The organism is Flavobacterium soyae, from assembly GCF_021245985.1.
In the GTDB taxonomy this organism is placed as follows: domain Bacteria; phylum Bacteroidota; class Bacteroidia; order Flavobacteriales; family Flavobacteriaceae; genus Flavobacterium; species Flavobacterium soyae.
Genome location: NZ_JAJQXA010000010.1, coordinates 91,598 through 107,383, shown reverse-complemented (window position 1 = coordinate 107,383; position 15,786 = coordinate 91,598). Strand labels below are relative to the sequence as shown.

At 33.8% G+C, this 15,786-nt stretch carries 14 protein-coding genes; 10 read left to right on the top strand and 4 right to left on the bottom strand.

The annotated features are described in order from the left end of the window. Positions 1-53: 53 nt before the first annotated feature. The gene (locus LUU93_RS14030) at positions 54-1,196 is read right to left on the bottom strand and encodes a cystathionine gamma-synthase (RefSeq protein ID WP_232681769.1); all 1,143 of its coding nucleotides are present in this window, start codon (positions 1,194-1,196) and stop codon (positions 54-56) included. Positions 1,197-1,300: 104 nt separating this feature from the next. On the opposite strand from LUU93_RS14030, the gene LUU93_RS14025 reads away from it, so the two are divergent. Then, the gene (locus LUU93_RS14025; RefSeq protein ID WP_232681768.1) at positions 1,301-2,044 is read left to right on the top strand and encodes a DUF3298 and DUF4163 domain-containing protein; all 744 of its coding nucleotides are present in this window, start codon (positions 1,301-1,303) and stop codon (positions 2,042-2,044) included. A 174-nt stretch (positions 2,045-2,218) separates the two neighbouring features. On the opposite strand, the gene LUU93_RS14020 is transcribed toward LUU93_RS14025, so the two are convergent. Then, positions 2,219-3,364, bottom strand: a complete 1,146-nt coding sequence (locus LUU93_RS14020) for an ATP-binding protein (protein ID WP_232681767.1) — start codon at positions 3,362-3,364, stop codon at positions 2,219-2,221. Positions 3,365-3,498: 134 nt separating this feature from the next. Next, positions 3,499-4,254 carry an SDR family NAD(P)-dependent oxidoreductase gene (locus LUU93_RS14015; RefSeq protein ID WP_232681766.1) on the bottom strand — a complete coding sequence of 252 codons (756 nt, stop codon included), beginning with the start codon at positions 4,252-4,254 and terminating at the stop codon, positions 3,499-3,501. Positions 4,255-4,398: 144 nt separating this feature from the next. Between LUU93_RS14015 and LUU93_RS14010 the strand changes: the two genes are divergently transcribed. Next, complete coding sequence (locus LUU93_RS14010) at positions 4,399-5,205, top strand: DUF4382 domain-containing protein (RefSeq protein ID WP_232681765.1); 807 nt, start codon at positions 4,399-4,401, stop codon at positions 5,203-5,205. A gap of 541 nt (positions 5,206-5,746) precedes the next feature. On the opposite strand, the gene LUU93_RS14005 is transcribed toward LUU93_RS14010, so the two are convergent. Then, positions 5,747-6,619 carry an aldo/keto reductase gene (locus LUU93_RS14005; RefSeq protein WP_232681764.1) on the bottom strand — a complete coding sequence of 291 codons (873 nt, stop codon included), beginning with the start codon at positions 6,617-6,619 and terminating at the stop codon, positions 5,747-5,749. 212 nt (positions 6,620-6,831) lie between these two features. On the opposite strand from LUU93_RS14005, the gene LUU93_RS14000 reads away from it, so the two are divergent. The 8 genes from LUU93_RS14000 to LUU93_RS13965 all read left to right on the top strand — a co-directional run bounded on the left by LUU93_RS14000 (position 6,832) and on the right by LUU93_RS13965 (position 15,689). Continuing rightward, positions 6,832-7,836 (top strand): AAA family ATPase, encoded by a 1,005-nt coding sequence (locus tag LUU93_RS14000; protein WP_053473368.1) that lies wholly within the window; start codon positions 6,832-6,834, stop codon positions 7,834-7,836. 95 nt (positions 7,837-7,931) lie between these two features. After that, positions 7,932-8,795: a DUF58 domain-containing protein gene (locus tag LUU93_RS13995; RefSeq protein ID WP_232681763.1), complete on the top strand. Its 864-nt coding sequence runs from the start codon at positions 7,932-7,934 to the stop codon at positions 8,793-8,795. A gap of 74 nt (positions 8,796-8,869) precedes the next feature. Next, positions 8,870-9,226 (top strand): four helix bundle protein, encoded by a 357-nt coding sequence (locus LUU93_RS13990; protein WP_232681762.1) that lies wholly within the window; start codon positions 8,870-8,872, stop codon positions 9,224-9,226. A 74-nt stretch (positions 9,227-9,300) separates the two neighbouring features. After that, positions 9,301-10,932, top strand: coding sequence for a BatD family protein (locus LUU93_RS13985; RefSeq protein ID WP_232681761.1), 1,632 nt, complete (start codon positions 9,301-9,303; stop codon positions 10,930-10,932). Next, positions 10,932-11,936, top strand: a complete 1,005-nt coding sequence (locus tag LUU93_RS13980) for a vWA domain-containing protein (protein ID WP_232681759.1) — start codon at positions 10,932-10,934, stop codon at positions 11,934-11,936. The genes LUU93_RS13985 and LUU93_RS13980 overlap by 1 nt, the downstream gene beginning before the upstream one ends. Positions 11,937-11,987: 51 nt before the next feature. Then, positions 11,988-13,022 (top strand): VWA domain-containing protein, encoded by a 1,035-nt coding sequence (locus LUU93_RS13975; protein WP_232681758.1) that lies wholly within the window; start codon positions 11,988-11,990, stop codon positions 13,020-13,022. Between the two features lie 42 nt (positions 13,023-13,064). Then, positions 13,065-13,826: a tetratricopeptide repeat protein gene (locus LUU93_RS13970; RefSeq protein WP_232681757.1), complete on the top strand. Its 762-nt coding sequence runs from the start codon at positions 13,065-13,067 to the stop codon at positions 13,824-13,826. Between the two features lie 105 nt (positions 13,827-13,931). Beyond that, positions 13,932-15,689 (top strand): BatD family protein, encoded by a 1,758-nt coding sequence (locus LUU93_RS13965; protein ID WP_232681756.1) that lies wholly within the window; start codon positions 13,932-13,934, stop codon positions 15,687-15,689. The last annotated feature ends 97 nt before the right edge of the window (positions 15,690-15,786 follow it).

The following is a 15,786-nucleotide window of genomic DNA, read 5'->3' as shown; positions in this document are numbered from 1 at the left end:
TCCAAATTCCAAAATAGTTACAATTGGAATTTGGATTTTTTTATTGCTTTTTTTTAAGATAAAGCCTGCTCTAAATCTGCGATTAAATCATCCGCATCTTCGATACCAACGCTTAATCTTACTAAATCATCCGTTATACCAACTTCTGCCCTTTTATCTGCAGGAATCGATGCGTGTGTCATTAAAGCCGGATGATTTGCCAGCGATTCAACTCCCCCTAAAGATTCTGCCAAAGTAAATACTTTCAATTTTTCTAAAAATGCAATAGAATCTTCTTTTTTAGCTGATTTGAATGTAAAAGAAACCATTCCGCCAAAAGCTTTCATTTGTTTTTTTGCAATTTCATGAAATGGGTGGTTTGGCAATCCTGGATAATAAACCGTATTTATTTTAGGGTGTTTGCTTAAATATTCCACTACTTTTTCTCCATTTTCGCAGTGTCTCTGCACCCTTAATGCTAAAGTTTTGATCCCTCTTAAAACTAAAAAACTGTCCATTGGCCCTAAAGTTGCGCCAGTTGCAAATTGTTGAAAATGTAATTGCTCTCCCAAAGCTTCGTCTTTTACAATTAAAGCACCTGCAATAACATCAGAATGTCCGCCTAAATATTTTGTAGCCGAATGCATAACGATATCTGCGCCTAAATCAAGAGGTTTTTGTAAATATGGCGTCGCAAAAGTATTATCTACTGCAAACCAAATTTTATGTTCTTTAGTGATTTTTGCAACTTCTGCAATATCTGCTAATTTCATTAACGGATTTGTCGGCGTTTCAACCCAAACTAATTTTGTATTTTCATTGATTAATGATTTCAATTTTGCAATATCTGTCATATCAACAAAATGGAATTTTATTCCTGAATCTTTATAAATTCTTGAAAACATACGGTAAGTTCCTCCATATAAATCATCCATTGCGATAACTTCGTCACCTGCTTTAAACGATCTTAAAATACAATCTGTAGCGGCTAAACCAGAAGAAAAAGCCAGTCCGCGTACACCGTTTTCTATACTTGCTAAAGCTTCTTCCAGAGCCGTACGGGTTGGGTTCGACGCCCGGCTGTATTCATAATCTGCCAAAGGTTTTCCCGGACTTGTCTGGATAAAAGTTGACGTTTGATACACCGGCGGCATAACCGCTCCGGTACTTGGATCATGATGCTGACCACCATGTATTACTTTTGTATTGAATTTCATATAGTTATAAATTTTAAATCCATAATTGTCGCACAAATTTACCGCTTAATTTATTTTATCCTGATACAACTTCTTACCTTTGTAGATAATTAACACTTTTTGATATGAAAAATTACATATTTATAATCTTTTTGTGTTTGATTTTTACAAGTTGCAAAAAAGAGCTTTCATTTGAAAATGAAACGTTTGAAGAAAAATCTACTATTCCGTGCAAAAACGATTGCCCGAAAATTACAATAGAAGTCCCGATTGCTAAAAATAAGAAAATCATCGCTGACAGCATTAATAAAAAAGTTTTCAATGTAATTAAAGAAATCATTTATTTCGGCGAAGACTCGGCAAAGGTCAATGATTATAAATCATTGTCAAAATCTTTTATTGCTTCTTACGAAGAAATGCATAAAAAATTTCCGCATGATACTTTTGGCTGGGAAGGAAAAATAACGGGAAATGTCGAGTTTGAATCAGAACAGATTTTAAACATCAAAATAGATCATTATACTTTTACCGGCGGCGCACATGGCTATCAGGGTTTCAGGTCTTTATTATTTAATTCAAAAACCGGAAAAGTTATTTTTAACGATCAATTATTTAAAAATGAGAAAGAATTTAAGGCTTTCGCCGAAAAAGAATTCAGGCTCAAATACCAAATTCCCGAAAAAGCAAACATAAACGCTACAGGTTTAATGTTCGAAAACGATAAATTTCAATTACCGCAGAATATTTTCTATACTTCTCAAGGTTTACTGCTTTATTACAATTCATACGAAGCTGCATCTTACGCTGACGGCCCAAAAGAAATAGTTTTTCCGTATGATAAAGTGAGTAAATATTTAAAGTTTCAATAATTTAATTTCGAAAGAAAATTTGGCTAAAGCCCTAATACCTTCAATTTTTACCTCCAGCTAAAGGTGGAGGCAATTCAAAAAACCTTTCGGTTAGACGCACTGCTGTGCGTCTCTACGTATACATACCTACAAAAAACTTAGAACCTTAGCATCTCAGCAACTTAGAACCTTTCCTTACTGTATATCATACTTCATCTTTCTCAAAACTCGTAAAGCTTCTTTAAAAGACAAATAAGCCTGTCCAAAAGGCTTTAAAAGTAACTTGGCATCAATCAATTTTTGTTTGGCATCATCAAAACCATTTAAATAGCAAATCATAAAAGTTGAAGGAAGATTTTCAAGATCTTTTAATTCGCGGCCAGAAAGAGAGATTCCTTTTTGTAATTTTTGGAGCAATGCAATATTCCCGTTATAAATATGAAACAACATTCGTTTATTGAATTCAGGCGGCTGAAAAAGCATTTGGCGGTCAATTTTATAATAACCGTTATCAAAAAAATGAATCGTTTGTTCTTCCAGCGGATAATAACTTGTTTTATCATTTAGTCCAAGCGGAACATATTCTGTAATTGTAAAAGTATCATCATTAAAGAAAATCGTAACCACATCCTGCGCCGAATAAAAAAGTTTAACTTGTTCATTAATCAGTTCAATATCAACGCGGGATAAAAAGGTTTTATCTCTGGATTTTTTTGGAACTCCGGCCCAGCAGATCACAAACAATTCTTTAAAAACATTATATTTTGGCGACATATCTTTATGTCTGAAATTCATAAAATCAATTACACCGTCAAGAGTATACTGAATGCTGTTTCGGGAACTATTTTCGATACCAATTACCGTTTCTGTATTTTGATAATTTTTTTCAACTTCTTCGCTAATTTCTAAAGGAACCGAATTACTACCGCGTCGCACAAAAATACTATTGGCAGCAATAGTATGAATTCCTTTTTTGAAATAGGAAATTTTGCTTTTGGGTTTAATAGTCACCAATCCGATTACTTTATCTTTTGGAAGATTCGGAAATGGTACATTTTCATATTGAATTTTAGGCGGATTTTCCAGAAAAGCATTAACAAGATTCTGGATTCGGCTATCGTCAAAAAAATCATCACCAACAATTTCGTTATCCTGATCTTCTACTCCAACCACGATATAAGAATTATTGGTTGGATTTGAATTTGACAACGCACAAATATGTTTTAGAAACTTTCCTTTTCCTTCTCTGGAATGAAGATTCAGCTGCCTTTTTTTATCATAAAAACTGCTCTCATCATTATGCGCGAGTAAGTTTTTTATTAAAAGGCGTTTATTGATCATGGTTTAAGTTTTTTCTGCCGCTAATTGCACTAATTTACACTAATTAAAAACTCGTAATTATTTTTTTTGCACTTCTATAACTTTAAAACGTAAAAAAGACGCACTTCTGTGCGTCTTTACAATAAAATCTCTTATCAAATATTTTTCTTGACAATCGTTGATGATGCCTGCGCAGTACTCATTACAACTAAATCGGCGATGTTTACGTGATATGGTCTTGAAACTACAAAATGTATAATATCTGCAATATCTTCTGCCTGCAGCGGATCAAAGCCTTTATAAACATTTGAAGCCCTTTCGATATCACCTTTAAAACGCACTTCACTAAATTCTGTTGCGACCATTCCCGGATGAATTGCTCCAACTCTAATTCCGAATGGATTTAAATCAATTCGCATTCCTGCTGTAATAGCATCAACTGCATGTTTTGAAGCGCAATATACATTTCCGTTTGGATATACTTCTTTGGCAGCTGTTGATCCAATATTAATAATATGCCCTGATTTTCTTTCGATCATTTTTGGCATTACCGCTTTCGAAACATACAAAAGGCCTTTTACATTAATATCAATCATAGCATCCCAATCGTCAACATCTCCGTTCTGGATCGGATCTAAACCGTGTGCATTTCCGGCATTATTAATTAAAATATCAATTGCCGAAAACTCCTCAGGTAAATTATTAATGCTGTCAAAAGCCGCATTTTTATCCCGAACATCAAAAGACAAAGAATGTACTTCTGTAAAAGCCGAAAGTTCTTTTTCCAATTCCTTTAAACGATCAATACGTCTTCCGCAAAGGACAATTTTATAGTTATTTTTACCTAATATTTGCGCAGTTGCTTTTCCAATTCCGCTTGTGGCGCCAGTTATTAAAACAGTTTTTTTCATGATTTAAGTTTCCTACTTTTATTTAAGAGATAACCAAACTTTTTCCTTAAAATTCGATTAAAATTTCTACAAAATTACAGTATAAAGACACTAAATTAATTTTATTCTGCGTTATTAATTTACTAATTTAAAAAAAAGAAAGTCATGAAAAAAGTAAAACTTAATTTAGAAATACTTCTCCTGACATTGCTGCTTTGTTTATTTTTTACAAGTTGTAACAGTAATGATGACAACAACTCTCAAACTTCAAAAATCAGCGTAAGGATGAGTGATGCTCCAGGCGATTACGACGAAGTAAACGTTGAGGTATTAGACGTTAAAATCAAAAGCAATTCAGAAACCGGCGAAGACGGATGGGTAAGTATTGGAAATATAACTCCAGGTATATACAATTTACTTGATTTAACAGGTGGTGTAAATGTTCTTTTGGCAGATAACGAGGTTCCTTCAGGATATTTAGGACAAATCAGATTGGTACTTGGTGAACATAATACAGTTATTAAAGATGGCACAACTTATCCTTTAAAAACGCCAAGTGCCCAACAATCAGGTCTAAAACTAAAAGTTAATCAAACATTAGTACCGGGTGTAACTTATGATTTTTTATTAGATTTTGATGTAGAACATTCTGTTGTAGTTCAGGCTGGTAGTTCTGGAAATTATAACTTACATCCTGTAATCAGAGTTTCTACAAATGCGGTATCCGGAGCAATCAAAGGAATTGTAACCCCAATTGCTGTTCAGTCATTAGTATCTGTTCAGGTTGGAGATGTAACAGTATCAGCTTATACAAATGAGTTAGGTGCTTTTCAGCTAAACGGTATTCCCGCTGGAACTTATACGGTAACCATCACACCAGATCCGAGTTCGGCATTACCGCCTTTAGTTATTCCTAATATTGTGGTTGTTAATGGCCAAATTACAAACATGAACACTCTGGCTTTACAATAAATAATTAATTCAAGCTGCTAGTTAATAAAGTGTAGTCCTACGGGCAATGTCATTAAGTTAAGAGGAAATCTATAAAATTACTTAACAGTTTAATTAAGAAAGTAATTAGAAAAATCAGTTTTTATCAGCGTTTTCGCTTTAGCGAATCAGTAAAATCAGCGTCTAATTGTGACGCGGATAAAACAGATTTACTTCGTAAAAACGCGGATAAACACGGATTTGATTTGCAATAATTTTATTTTCTAAAAGCTTAACTTAATGACATTGCCCGGAGGGACAAAAATTGACATGAATAAATTGATTTCTACCAATATGTAATCTCTCCAAGATATTTTTTTGTTACCCCGTTAGGAGTTAAATATTGGCAGCAGAATAATAAAATCTGCCAGAAAAAATATCCCGCAGGGATTAAACTTTTTTAGAGCCGATTTATTTATTGAATTATTAAACTAACAACTTGAATTAATTAATCAACCATAAAAAACAGCTATGTCTAAATATTTAAACATAGCTGTTTTTTTATCAATGATAATTTCACCAATTAAGGCACATCGTCACCCATACTTTCTGTCCAAATGGCAAACCAGTCTTCTTTGTCCATTTCTAATTCAGCAGCTTTTACTAAAGACTGAATTCTGGCAACATTAACCGTTCCTGCAATTGGAACAACTGCTGCCGGATGTTTTAAAATCCACGCAAGCAAAAGTGTATCTGCTCCTAAATGATATTTTTCAAGTAACGTTGAAAATAATTTTTTCAAACGGCGTGTTTTCTTAGTATCTTCTCTAAAAACAGTTCCAAGCGGATTCCATGACAATGGACGAATTCCGTGTGTCTGCATATAATCCAGGCTTCCGTCAACCATTGGTTCAAAATGTGTTGCAGAAAATTGTACCTGATTATAGCTAATTTCTGTTTTCTGACGAATTAATTCAGTTTGAGAACTTGTAAAGTTTGAAAGTCCGAAATCTAAAATTTTCCCTTCTGATTTTAATTTTTCAACCGCCTCAGCAATTTCATCAGCCTGCATTAAAGGGCTTGGTCTGTGCAGTAAAAAAACATCAACATAATCAGTTTTAAGTTTCTTTAAGGATTCTTCAACAGACCAAATGATATACTCTTTAGAATAATCGTAATGTTTGATTTTATTATTACGGCTTTCTGTTACAAGCTGGATTCCGCATTTCGTAATTAATTGTAATTTTTCGCGTGAAATTTTACTGGCTTTAAATGCTTTACCAAAATCGGCCTCGGTGGTATAATCCCCGTAAATATCGGCGTGATCAAAAGTTGTGATTTTGTTTTCGATACAAATTTGTATCATATTTTCCATTTCTTTTGGTGAAAGGTTTTTATCCCAAACACCCCAATTCATAGTGCCTGAAATTATAGGCGATAATGCTGTTTTGCTCATGGTTATATTGAGTTATTTTTGCTAATAAATATGCTTTTGTAAAACATAATCACCAAAGTTCTTAAAAATATAAAAATAGATTCACAATTCGTCCTTAAAATTAGGTAATTGGTCGAAGTTTTAACCATTCTTTAACATCTTACTTCTTAAAAAATATTCAATTTGCACTCTCAAAAATTAGGCGTAAAAATCAAGGTTTTAAAAATATTTATATGGAAGAAAATACAACGACTTTAGACATTAGAGCGATAAATGAAAAAATTGAGAGAGAAAGTGCTTTTATAGACCTTCTTACAATGGAAATGAACAAAGTTATTGTGGGCCAGAAACATATGGTCGAGCGTTTATTAATTGGTCTTTTGGGTCAGGGACATATTTTACTTGAAGGAGTTCCCGGTTTAGCAAAAACTTTAGCCATTAATACTTTGTCACAAGCGGTTCAGGGTTCTTTCAGCCGTATCCAGTTTACGCCGGATTTACTTCCTGCCGATGTCATCGGAACCATGATTTACAACATTAAAGCAAACGAGTTCTCTATTAAAAAAGGGCCTATTTTTGCCAACTTCGTACTTGCCGATGAGATTAACCGTGCTCCGGCAAAGGTTCAGTCTGCACTTTTAGAGGCAATGCAGGAAAAACAAGTTACAATTGGTGATACAACTTTTAAACTAGATCGTCCGTTTTTAGTTTTGGCAACTCAAAACCCTGTTGAGCAAGAAGGAACATACCAATTACCTGAAGCTCAGGTTGACCGTTTTATGCTAAAAACGGTAATTGATTACCCAAAAATTGATGAAGAACGTTTTGTAATTCGTCAAAACTTAAAAGGAAGTTACGAAAAAGTAAATGCCGTAGTTTCTGTAGAACAAATTTTACGTGCGCAAGAAGCAGTTCGTGAAGTTTATATGGATGAAAAAATCGAAAAATATATTCTGGATATCATCTTTGCTACTCGTTACCCAGAGAAATACAAATTAGCCGACTTAAAACCACTTATCAGTTTTGGAGCATCTCCCCGTGGAAGTATCAACTTGGCAAATGCTGCTAAATGTTACGCTTTTATCAAACGTCGTGGTTATGTAATTCCAGAAGATGTTCGTGCTGTTGTACATGATGTATTACGTCACAGAGTTGGAATCACATACGAGGCTGAAGCCGAAAACATTACTTCTGTAGACATTATCAACAAAATCGTAAACGAGATTGAAGTACCTTAAAAAATTTTAGATTTTAGAGTGTAGATTTTAGATTTAAAACCTACGCTCTAATTTGGAATCTAAAATCTAAAATCTAAAATCTGCAATCCGAAAAAATGGATACAAAAGAGCTTTTAAAAAAAGTACGAAAGATTGAAATCAAAACCAAAAGACTGAGCAATCACATCTTTTCGGGAGAATACCATTCTTCATTTAAAGGACGCGGGATGACTTTTAGCGAGGTACGCCAATACCAATATGGCGATGATATTCGTAACATCGATTGGAATGTAACCGCACGCTACAACGAAGCCCACGTAAAAGTTTTTGAAGAAGAAAGAGAATTAACCATGGTTTTAATGGTTGATATTTCGGGTTCTGAAGGTTTTGGTTCAAAAAGTCAGTTTAAAAAAGACATCGTAACAGAAATTGCTGCAACGATGGCTTTTTCGGCTACACAAAATAATGATAAGATTGGATTGATCTTATTTTCTGACAATGTCGAATTATATATTCCGCCAAAAAAAGGCCGTTCACACGTTTTGAGAATTATTCGTGAATTAATCGAATTTGAACCAAAAAGCCACAAAACAGATATCTCTCAAGCCTTGAAGTTTTTATCAGGAACACAAAAAAAGAAAGCAATTGTTTTTATGATTTCTGATTTCATGTCTGAAAATTACGAGCAGACTTTAAAAATTGCTTCTAAAAAACACGATATTACAGGTGTTCGCGTATATGATATCCGTGAAGAAAAAATCCCAAATTTAGGAATGGTAACGATGCTTGATGCTGAAACGGGAAAAATTCAATTGGTAAATACAGGCTCAAAAACAGTGAGAATGAATTACGAAAAGCATTATCAGGAACGCGTAAATTATTTCAAAGATATTTTCAGTAAATCTGGCGCTGGTGTTGTAAACACAAGAGTCGACGAAAATTATGTTACTAAATTATTAGGCTATTTCAAATCAAGGTAAAGATTTAAGATTTTTAATTAACGATTTTTGATTTATGATGTTTATGATTTATGGTTAAAGGGAAGAATTAAGGAATGACTAAACAAGAAGTAGAAAATAGATTGATTGATTTTGCTGCAAGCATAATATTACTAACAATTACATTTGAAAAAAATTACGCTGGAAATCATTTATTAGGTCAAATAACTCGTTCCAGCACATCACCTGCTTTAAATTATGGTGAAGCACAAAGTACAGAAAGTAAAAAAGATTTTATCCATAAAATGGGAATTTGTCTGAAAGAATTAAGAGAAACATTTGTTTGCTTAAAAATAATAGAAAAAGCAAATCTTTCAACAGATCATGAAAGTTTAATACGAGCAAAAACAGAGGCCAATCAATTAATCTCAATTTTTGTATCAAGTATTAAAACATCAAAAAATAATTCATAAAAAAGAACAAAGATTAATATTTAAGTTTCACAAATCTGAAATCAAAAATCGTTAATCTTCAATCGTTAATCATAATGAAATTAAAGTTTTACATATTTTTATTTTTGCTTTCTTCGGCTGTTTTTGCTCAAAAACAAGTCGAAACCAGCATTGATACCACCAAAAATAAAGTTGGAGCCGAGTTTAAGCTAACGCTGAAAACGGTTGTAAATGCTAATTCGAAAGTCGTTTTCCCTAAACTAAAAAGATTTGGCCCTTTAGAGGTTATTCAATCCTATCCGGTTGATACTGTAAAGAAAAACGACACTTACGAATTAATCAAAAAATATGGATTAACACAATTTGATTCGGGAAGATATGTAATTCCGAGTGTTCAGATTTTAATTGATAAAAAACCTTATTTCTCAGATTCTATTCGTGTAGAAGTTGCTAATGTAAAAGTTGATACTTTACAGCAAAAAATGTACGACATTAAAGATATTACTGCGGCTGACAGCGGCATTGGCGATTGGTGGAAATACGTTGTGGCTTTGGTTATTATTTTAGCAATTGGCGCAGGAATTTATTGGTATGTTAAAAAACACCAGAAAAAGAAAATCGAAGAAGAAGTTTATAAAACGCCAATTGAAAAAGCGACAAGTTTATTAAACAATCTGGAGTCAAAAGAACTTGTTCAAAAAGGCGAAATTAAAGAATATTATAGTGAACTAACTGACATTGCCCGTAATTATATTGAAGAAGCGATTCATATTCCGGCAATGGAAAGTACAACTTCTGAATTAATTCAGGCAATCAGAACAGCTTCGACTAAAAAGAAAATGACTTTAACGCCTGAAACGGTGGAGAATTTAGAACGCGTTCTACGCCAGGCCGATTTAGTAAAATTTGCCAAATCGAAACCGCTTGATTTTGAAATTACAGAAGACCGAAATAAAATCCAGAAAGTAATTTTAACGCTAGACAATGCAATCCCAACCGAAGTTCCGGCTGAAGAAGAAGATCAATTGCTGAACGAAGCGCAAAAGCAAAAACAAATTCAGCTTCAATTAAAAAAACAAAGAAACAAACGAATTGCCATTACTGCTGGCTCTGTTGTATTCCTGATATTGGCAACAGCAGCTTTTTTCATTGCCACAAAAGGTTTTACATACGTAAAAGACAATATTATTGGTCATCCGTCTAAAGAACTTTTAGAAGGCGAATGGGTTAAAAGTGAATACGGAAATCCGGGCGTTATCATTGAAACCCCAAAAGTTTTAAAACGAATGGATGCATTAAAAGTCCTTCCAAAAGAAACAATGGCGTTGATTAAGGAAATGCAGCTTTTTGCATACGGAAGTATGATTGACAATTTTTATGTAGCAGTTTCAACCACTAAATTTAAAACTCCTACCGATATTGATTTATCAAAAGCTTTAGAAGGTGCTTTAAAAGTAATCGAACTTCAAGGTGGTCAAAACATTATTGTTAAACAAGAAGATTTCCAGACCAATCAAGGTATTCAGGGTATAAAAGGTTACGGAACAATGACTGTTTTAAATCCAGCAAATAAAACGAGTATAAAAGGTTATTATGAAATCCTGCTTTTTAAACAAGACCAGGGATTACAGCAAATAATCATCTTTCATGAAGAAGGTGATACGTATGCAAACGACATTACAACCCGAATTTTAAATTCTGTTGAACTTAAAAAAGCAAGTAACTAATGAATAATCAGATCACTTTTTTAAATCCGGAATTCTTTTGGTTGTTTCTATTAATTCCAATTGCTATTGGCTGGTTTTTTTGGAAAAGAAATCAGCAGTCGGCTACATTAAAAATGAGTTCGACAGCAGGTTTTAAAAACAGCGAATCGTTATTGACCAAATTAAAGCCTTGTTTATATATTTTCAGGATTATTGCCCTAAGTTCACTGATTATTGCTTTAGCAAGACCAAGAACAGTAGACATCAGCAATCAGACTAAAACAACTAAAGGAATTGATATTGTAATAGCAATCGACGTTTCTGGAAGTATGCTCGCAAAAGATTTAAAGCCAAACCGTATGGAAGCTTTAAAAAGAGTTGCTGCCGATTTCGTTGAAGAAAGACCAAATGACAGGGTTGGTTTAGTTTTATACGCTTCTGAAGCTTATACGAAAACACCTGTTACAAGCGACAAACCAATTATTCTTGAAGCAATAAAAGGAATTAAATACGATACCGTTTTACAAGATGGTACCGGAATTGGAATGGGTTTAGCAACGGCAGTAAACCGTCTTAAAGACAGTAAAGCAAAAAGCAGGGTCGTTATTTTAATGACTGACGGTGTTAATAATGCCGGTTTTATTGAACCGGAAACTGCTGCAGATATTGCAAAACAATACGGAATAAAAGTATATACAATTGGTATTGGAACAAACGGAATGGCCGAATCTCCATACGCCTATGCACCAAATGGAGGTTTTTTATTCAAAATGCAGAAAGTTGAAATCGACGAAAGATTAATGAAAAGTATCGCCCGCAAAACAGACGGAACTTATTTTAGAGCAACGAGCAACGATAGATTAGCCGAAATATACAATTCGATTAACAAATTAGAAACAACCGAAATCCAGGAATTAAAATTCTACGATTACGATGAAAAATACAGAGTTTTTGTTTTGGTCGCAGCATTTCTATTACTGCTTGAAGTTGGTTTAAGAAATACAGTTTACAGAAGCTTCATTTAATTTTGGATTTAAAAAAATCTAAAATCTAAATTCAGAAATCTAAAATTTAAAATGGAATTAGACGAAAAAAAATATTTATATCTCTTACTATTACTCCCAATTGTGGTGTGTATTTTCCTTTTCAACATGTATTGGAAAAGAAAAAAACAGCGGGAATTTGGTGATTTAGACATGGTACGAAAACTGAGTCCGGACCGATCTGTTTTTAAACCTGTTTTAAAATTATCGATTTTGCTTTTGGCGTTGGCGTGTTTAATTATCGGTTTGGTAAATCCGAAAATTGGAACAAAAATGGAAACCGTAAAACGTGAAGGTATTGATATCGTTTTTGCTGTTGACGTTTCTAAAAGTATGCTTGCCGAAGATGTGGCACCAAGTCGTTTAGATAAAAGTAAACAATTAGTTTCGCAGATTATAAACTCATTAGGAAGCGACCGAATTGGTATTGTGGCTTATGCGGGAAGTGCATTTCCGGTATTGCCAATTACATCTGATTACAGTGTTGCAAAAATGTTCCTGCAGAGCATGAGTCCTGACATGGTTTCGTCACAAGGAACTTCTCTTGATGAAGCGATTAGATTATCTGCTAAATATTTTGATGAAAAAAGCAAAACAAGCAAACTTATAATCTTAATTTCTGATGGAGAAGACCACTCTGAAGGAGCTGCAGCAGCAGCGGAAGAAGCCAATAAACTTGGAATGAAAATTATCACAATTGGTGTTGGAACAGAAAGAGGCGCAACAATTCCGTTAAGAGAAAATGGTATAGTAAAAAATTACCAAAAAGATCAAAACGGACAAACTGTTATTACAAAACTGAATCAGGAAGGATTAAAAGCTATTGCAAAAGCAACAAAAGGCGGTTATGTATATGGCGGAAATACCAAAGAGGTTTTAGAATACATTAAAAATGCTTTAAACAATATTCAGAAAACTGAATTTGAATCGACACAAATGGCCGATTTTCAATCGCAGTTTCAATGGTTTATTGGTTTTGGGTTCCTGCTTTTATTTGCAGATATTTTCCTTTTAGAAAGAAAAACAAACTGGATTAAAGAGTTGAATTTATTCAACGAAAAGAAATAAAGATTCCGCTCGAAATTCGGAACAAAAAATAAAAAAATTAGAATGAAAAATTTACTTCTTTATATTTTACTAACGCTTCCTTTTGCAGTTTCTGCTCAGGAAAAAGACAAGACATTGCCTGATGCCAATGAAGAATATAAGCAGAATAAATTTACTGATGCTGAAGCTAATTACAGAATTTCGGCATCAAAATTTTCAAAACGTGCAGCCGGCTCTTACAATTTAGGAAACTCGATTTACAGACAAAATCAGGCTTCTGAAGCAAAATACGCTTACGCGAATGCCATAAAAATTGCCAAAACAAGACCTGAAAAACATAAAGCTTACCATAATCTTGGTAACGTTTTTATGAAAGAGAAAGATTATACGCAGGCAGTTGAAGCTTATAAAGAAGCTTTACGTAACGATCCTACTGACGAAGAAACGCGTTACAACTACGCTTACGCGAAACAAAAACTAAAAGAAAATCCTCCTAAAAACAACGATAAGAACAAAGACAAGAATAAGGATAAGGATAAAAATAAAGATAAAGACAAGAATAAGGACAAAAATCAAGATAAGGATAAGGATAAAAAAGACGACAAAGGCGATAAGGACAAAGATAAAAATGACGGTAAAAATGATCCGAAGAAAGACGACAAGTCTGACAACAAAGGAGAACCTAAACCGCAGCCTGGAGGAATTTCAAAAGAACGTGTTCAGAACTTGTTAGATGCTGTAAACAACGAGGAAAAGAAAATCCAAGATAAAGTAAACGCTCAAAAAATAAAATCAAATCCTAAAAAACCAGAGAAAGACTGGTAAAATAAGTTTAATCGTTTAACCGTTTATTTGTTTAATTGATTCCTTTTAAAACAAATAATAGTTAAACGATTAAACGGTTAAACAAATAAACGACTAAACGGTTAAATGAAAAGATATTTAATTCTATTACTGCTCACTTTTCAAGGGCTTATGGCTCAAGTTCAATTTGAAGCCAGAGTAAGCAAAAACACGCTTGGACTTAACGAAAGACTTCGCATTGACTTCATCATGAATGTCGATGGCGATAATTTTGACCAGCCTGCATTTGAAGGATTTAAACTTGTAGCCGGACCAAGCCAGCAGATAAGCCAGTCCTGGGTAAACGGCCGAAGCTCTTTTCAAAAAATATATTCTTATATTCTTCAGCCTGAGAAAAAAGGAACTGTAATTATTAAACAGGCTGCCATAGAATATAATGGACAGGTTTATAAAACGTCTCCAATAAAAGTTACGGTTACTAATGCCGTTGCACAGGAAAGAGATCCTAATGATCCCAGACAACAAGGCGGAGGTGGTTCCGGAAACGAATTATTACAATTAGTTGCAGAGGTTTCTAAAACAACTCCTTATGTAAATGAACCAATAACAGTTGTTTACAAACTGTATTTTAATGAGATTGGTGTTACCGGATTTAGAGAAATTGCTAAACCAAAATACAATGATTTCTGGAATCAGAATATTGACATCACGCGATTGGTAATGGAAGAAGGAAGTTATCAGGGTCAGAGATGTCATTATGTAATATTAAAGAAAGCCATTTTATACCCGCAAAAATCAGGTAGATTAACAATTGAACCATTTTCATTAGATATTGGAGTGCAATTGCCTACAAATCGCCGCGATATGTTTGGCCAGATGATTATTGCTGAAGACAATAAAGTTGTAACCACAGGAGCCAGAACAATAAGTGTAAGACCACTTCCTGAATCAGGTAAGCCAGAAGGCTTTACCGGAGCTGTTGGTAACTTTAGTTTTAAAGTTACACCATCCAGAACAACGTTAAAAAGCGGCGAAGGCCTGGATTTACTTGTAAGTGCTTCCGGAACAGGAAACATGAAATTGTTTACGCTGCCTAAACCTGTTGTACCAAATGCGTTAGAAATGTACGATCCCGTTCACGATGAAAAAGTAACCACTTCATTGTCTGGAATGTCTGGAAAAATTTCAGATAAATACACTATTATTCCGCAGTACAAAGGAAAATATGCGATTAAACCAATGACGTTTTCGTATTTTGATTTGAGTACAGGTTCCTATAAAACAATAACTTCTCCCGAAATTATGGTTGATGTTTTAGATGGGCCAACTTTAGCGGAAGCGAATCCTTCTACTGCTGCTAAAAACGTAATTACTAAAACTGAACAATTCAAATATATTAAGCCAAAAACAACTTTAGCGACAATTGCTAAAGATGATTTTTACGGTTCAGATTTGTATTATGCCTTATTGTTTTTCCCTTTTGCCATTATTCCAATTATAATTTTGGTTAAGAAGAAAAAAGAAGCAATTGACAGCGATGTAACCGGAAACAGAATTAGAATGAACAATAAGCTGGCGAAGAAATATTTATCGCAGGCTAAAAAACAGCTTAATAACAAAGAAGCATTTTATATTGCGCTTGAAAAAGCAATGCATAATTTCCTGAAAGCAAAACTGCATATTGAAACTTCAGAAATGAGTAAAGACAATATTCAGGAACTGCTTTTATCAAGAAATTCAAATCCTGAAACGGTTCAGAATTTTATTAATTTGACCGAAAACTGTGAAATTGCCCGCTATGCTCCTGCATCAAGTGCTTCAATCCAGCAGGATTATGACAAAGCTGTTTTGATTATTTCAGAATTAGAAAAACAGATCGTTTAATTTTAACACAATCCCGACAGCTATCGGGAGCTAAGAAAAATTGATTTAGATTATGCTGTGTTAAGTTCGCAAAGTTGAAAATCGTATTATATAAGAA

Excerpts from the sequence above, each read along its gene's own strand:
- LUU93_RS14030 (WP_232681769.1), bottom strand. The coding sequence starts at position 1,196 with ATGAAATTCAATACAAAAGTAATACATGGTGGTCAGCATCATGATCCA.
- LUU93_RS14025 (WP_232681768.1), top strand. The coding sequence starts at position 1,301 with ATGAAAAATTACATATTTATAATCTTTTTGTGTTTGATTTTTACAAGT.
- LUU93_RS14020 (WP_232681767.1), bottom strand. The coding sequence starts at position 3,364 with ATGATCAATAAACGCCTTTTAATAAAAAACTTACTCGCGCATAATGAT.
- LUU93_RS14015 (WP_232681766.1), bottom strand. The coding sequence starts at position 4,254 with ATGAAAAAAACTGTTTTAATAACTGGCGCCACAAGCGGAATTGGAAAA.
- LUU93_RS14010 (WP_232681765.1), top strand. The coding sequence starts at position 4,399 with ATGAAAAAAGTAAAACTTAATTTAGAAATACTTCTCCTGACATTGCTG.
- LUU93_RS14005 (WP_232681764.1), bottom strand. The coding sequence starts at position 6,619 with ATGAGCAAAACAGCATTATCGCCTATAATTTCAGGCACTATGAATTGG.
- LUU93_RS14000 (WP_053473368.1), top strand. The coding sequence starts at position 6,832 with ATGGAAGAAAATACAACGACTTTAGACATTAGAGCGATAAATGAAAAA.
- LUU93_RS13995 (WP_232681763.1), top strand. The coding sequence starts at position 7,932 with ATGGATACAAAAGAGCTTTTAAAAAAAGTACGAAAGATTGAAATCAAA.
- LUU93_RS13990 (WP_232681762.1), top strand. The coding sequence starts at position 8,870 with ATGACTAAACAAGAAGTAGAAAATAGATTGATTGATTTTGCTGCAAGC.
- LUU93_RS13985 (WP_232681761.1), top strand. The coding sequence starts at position 9,301 with ATGAAATTAAAGTTTTACATATTTTTATTTTTGCTTTCTTCGGCTGTT.
- LUU93_RS13980 (WP_232681759.1), top strand. The coding sequence starts at position 10,932 with ATGAATAATCAGATCACTTTTTTAAATCCGGAATTCTTTTGGTTGTTT.
- LUU93_RS13975 (WP_232681758.1), top strand. The coding sequence starts at position 11,988 with ATGGAATTAGACGAAAAAAAATATTTATATCTCTTACTATTACTCCCA.
- LUU93_RS13970 (WP_232681757.1), top strand. The coding sequence starts at position 13,065 with ATGAAAAATTTACTTCTTTATATTTTACTAACGCTTCCTTTTGCAGTT.
- LUU93_RS13965 (WP_232681756.1), top strand. The coding sequence starts at position 13,932 with ATGAAAAGATATTTAATTCTATTACTGCTCACTTTTCAAGGGCTTATG.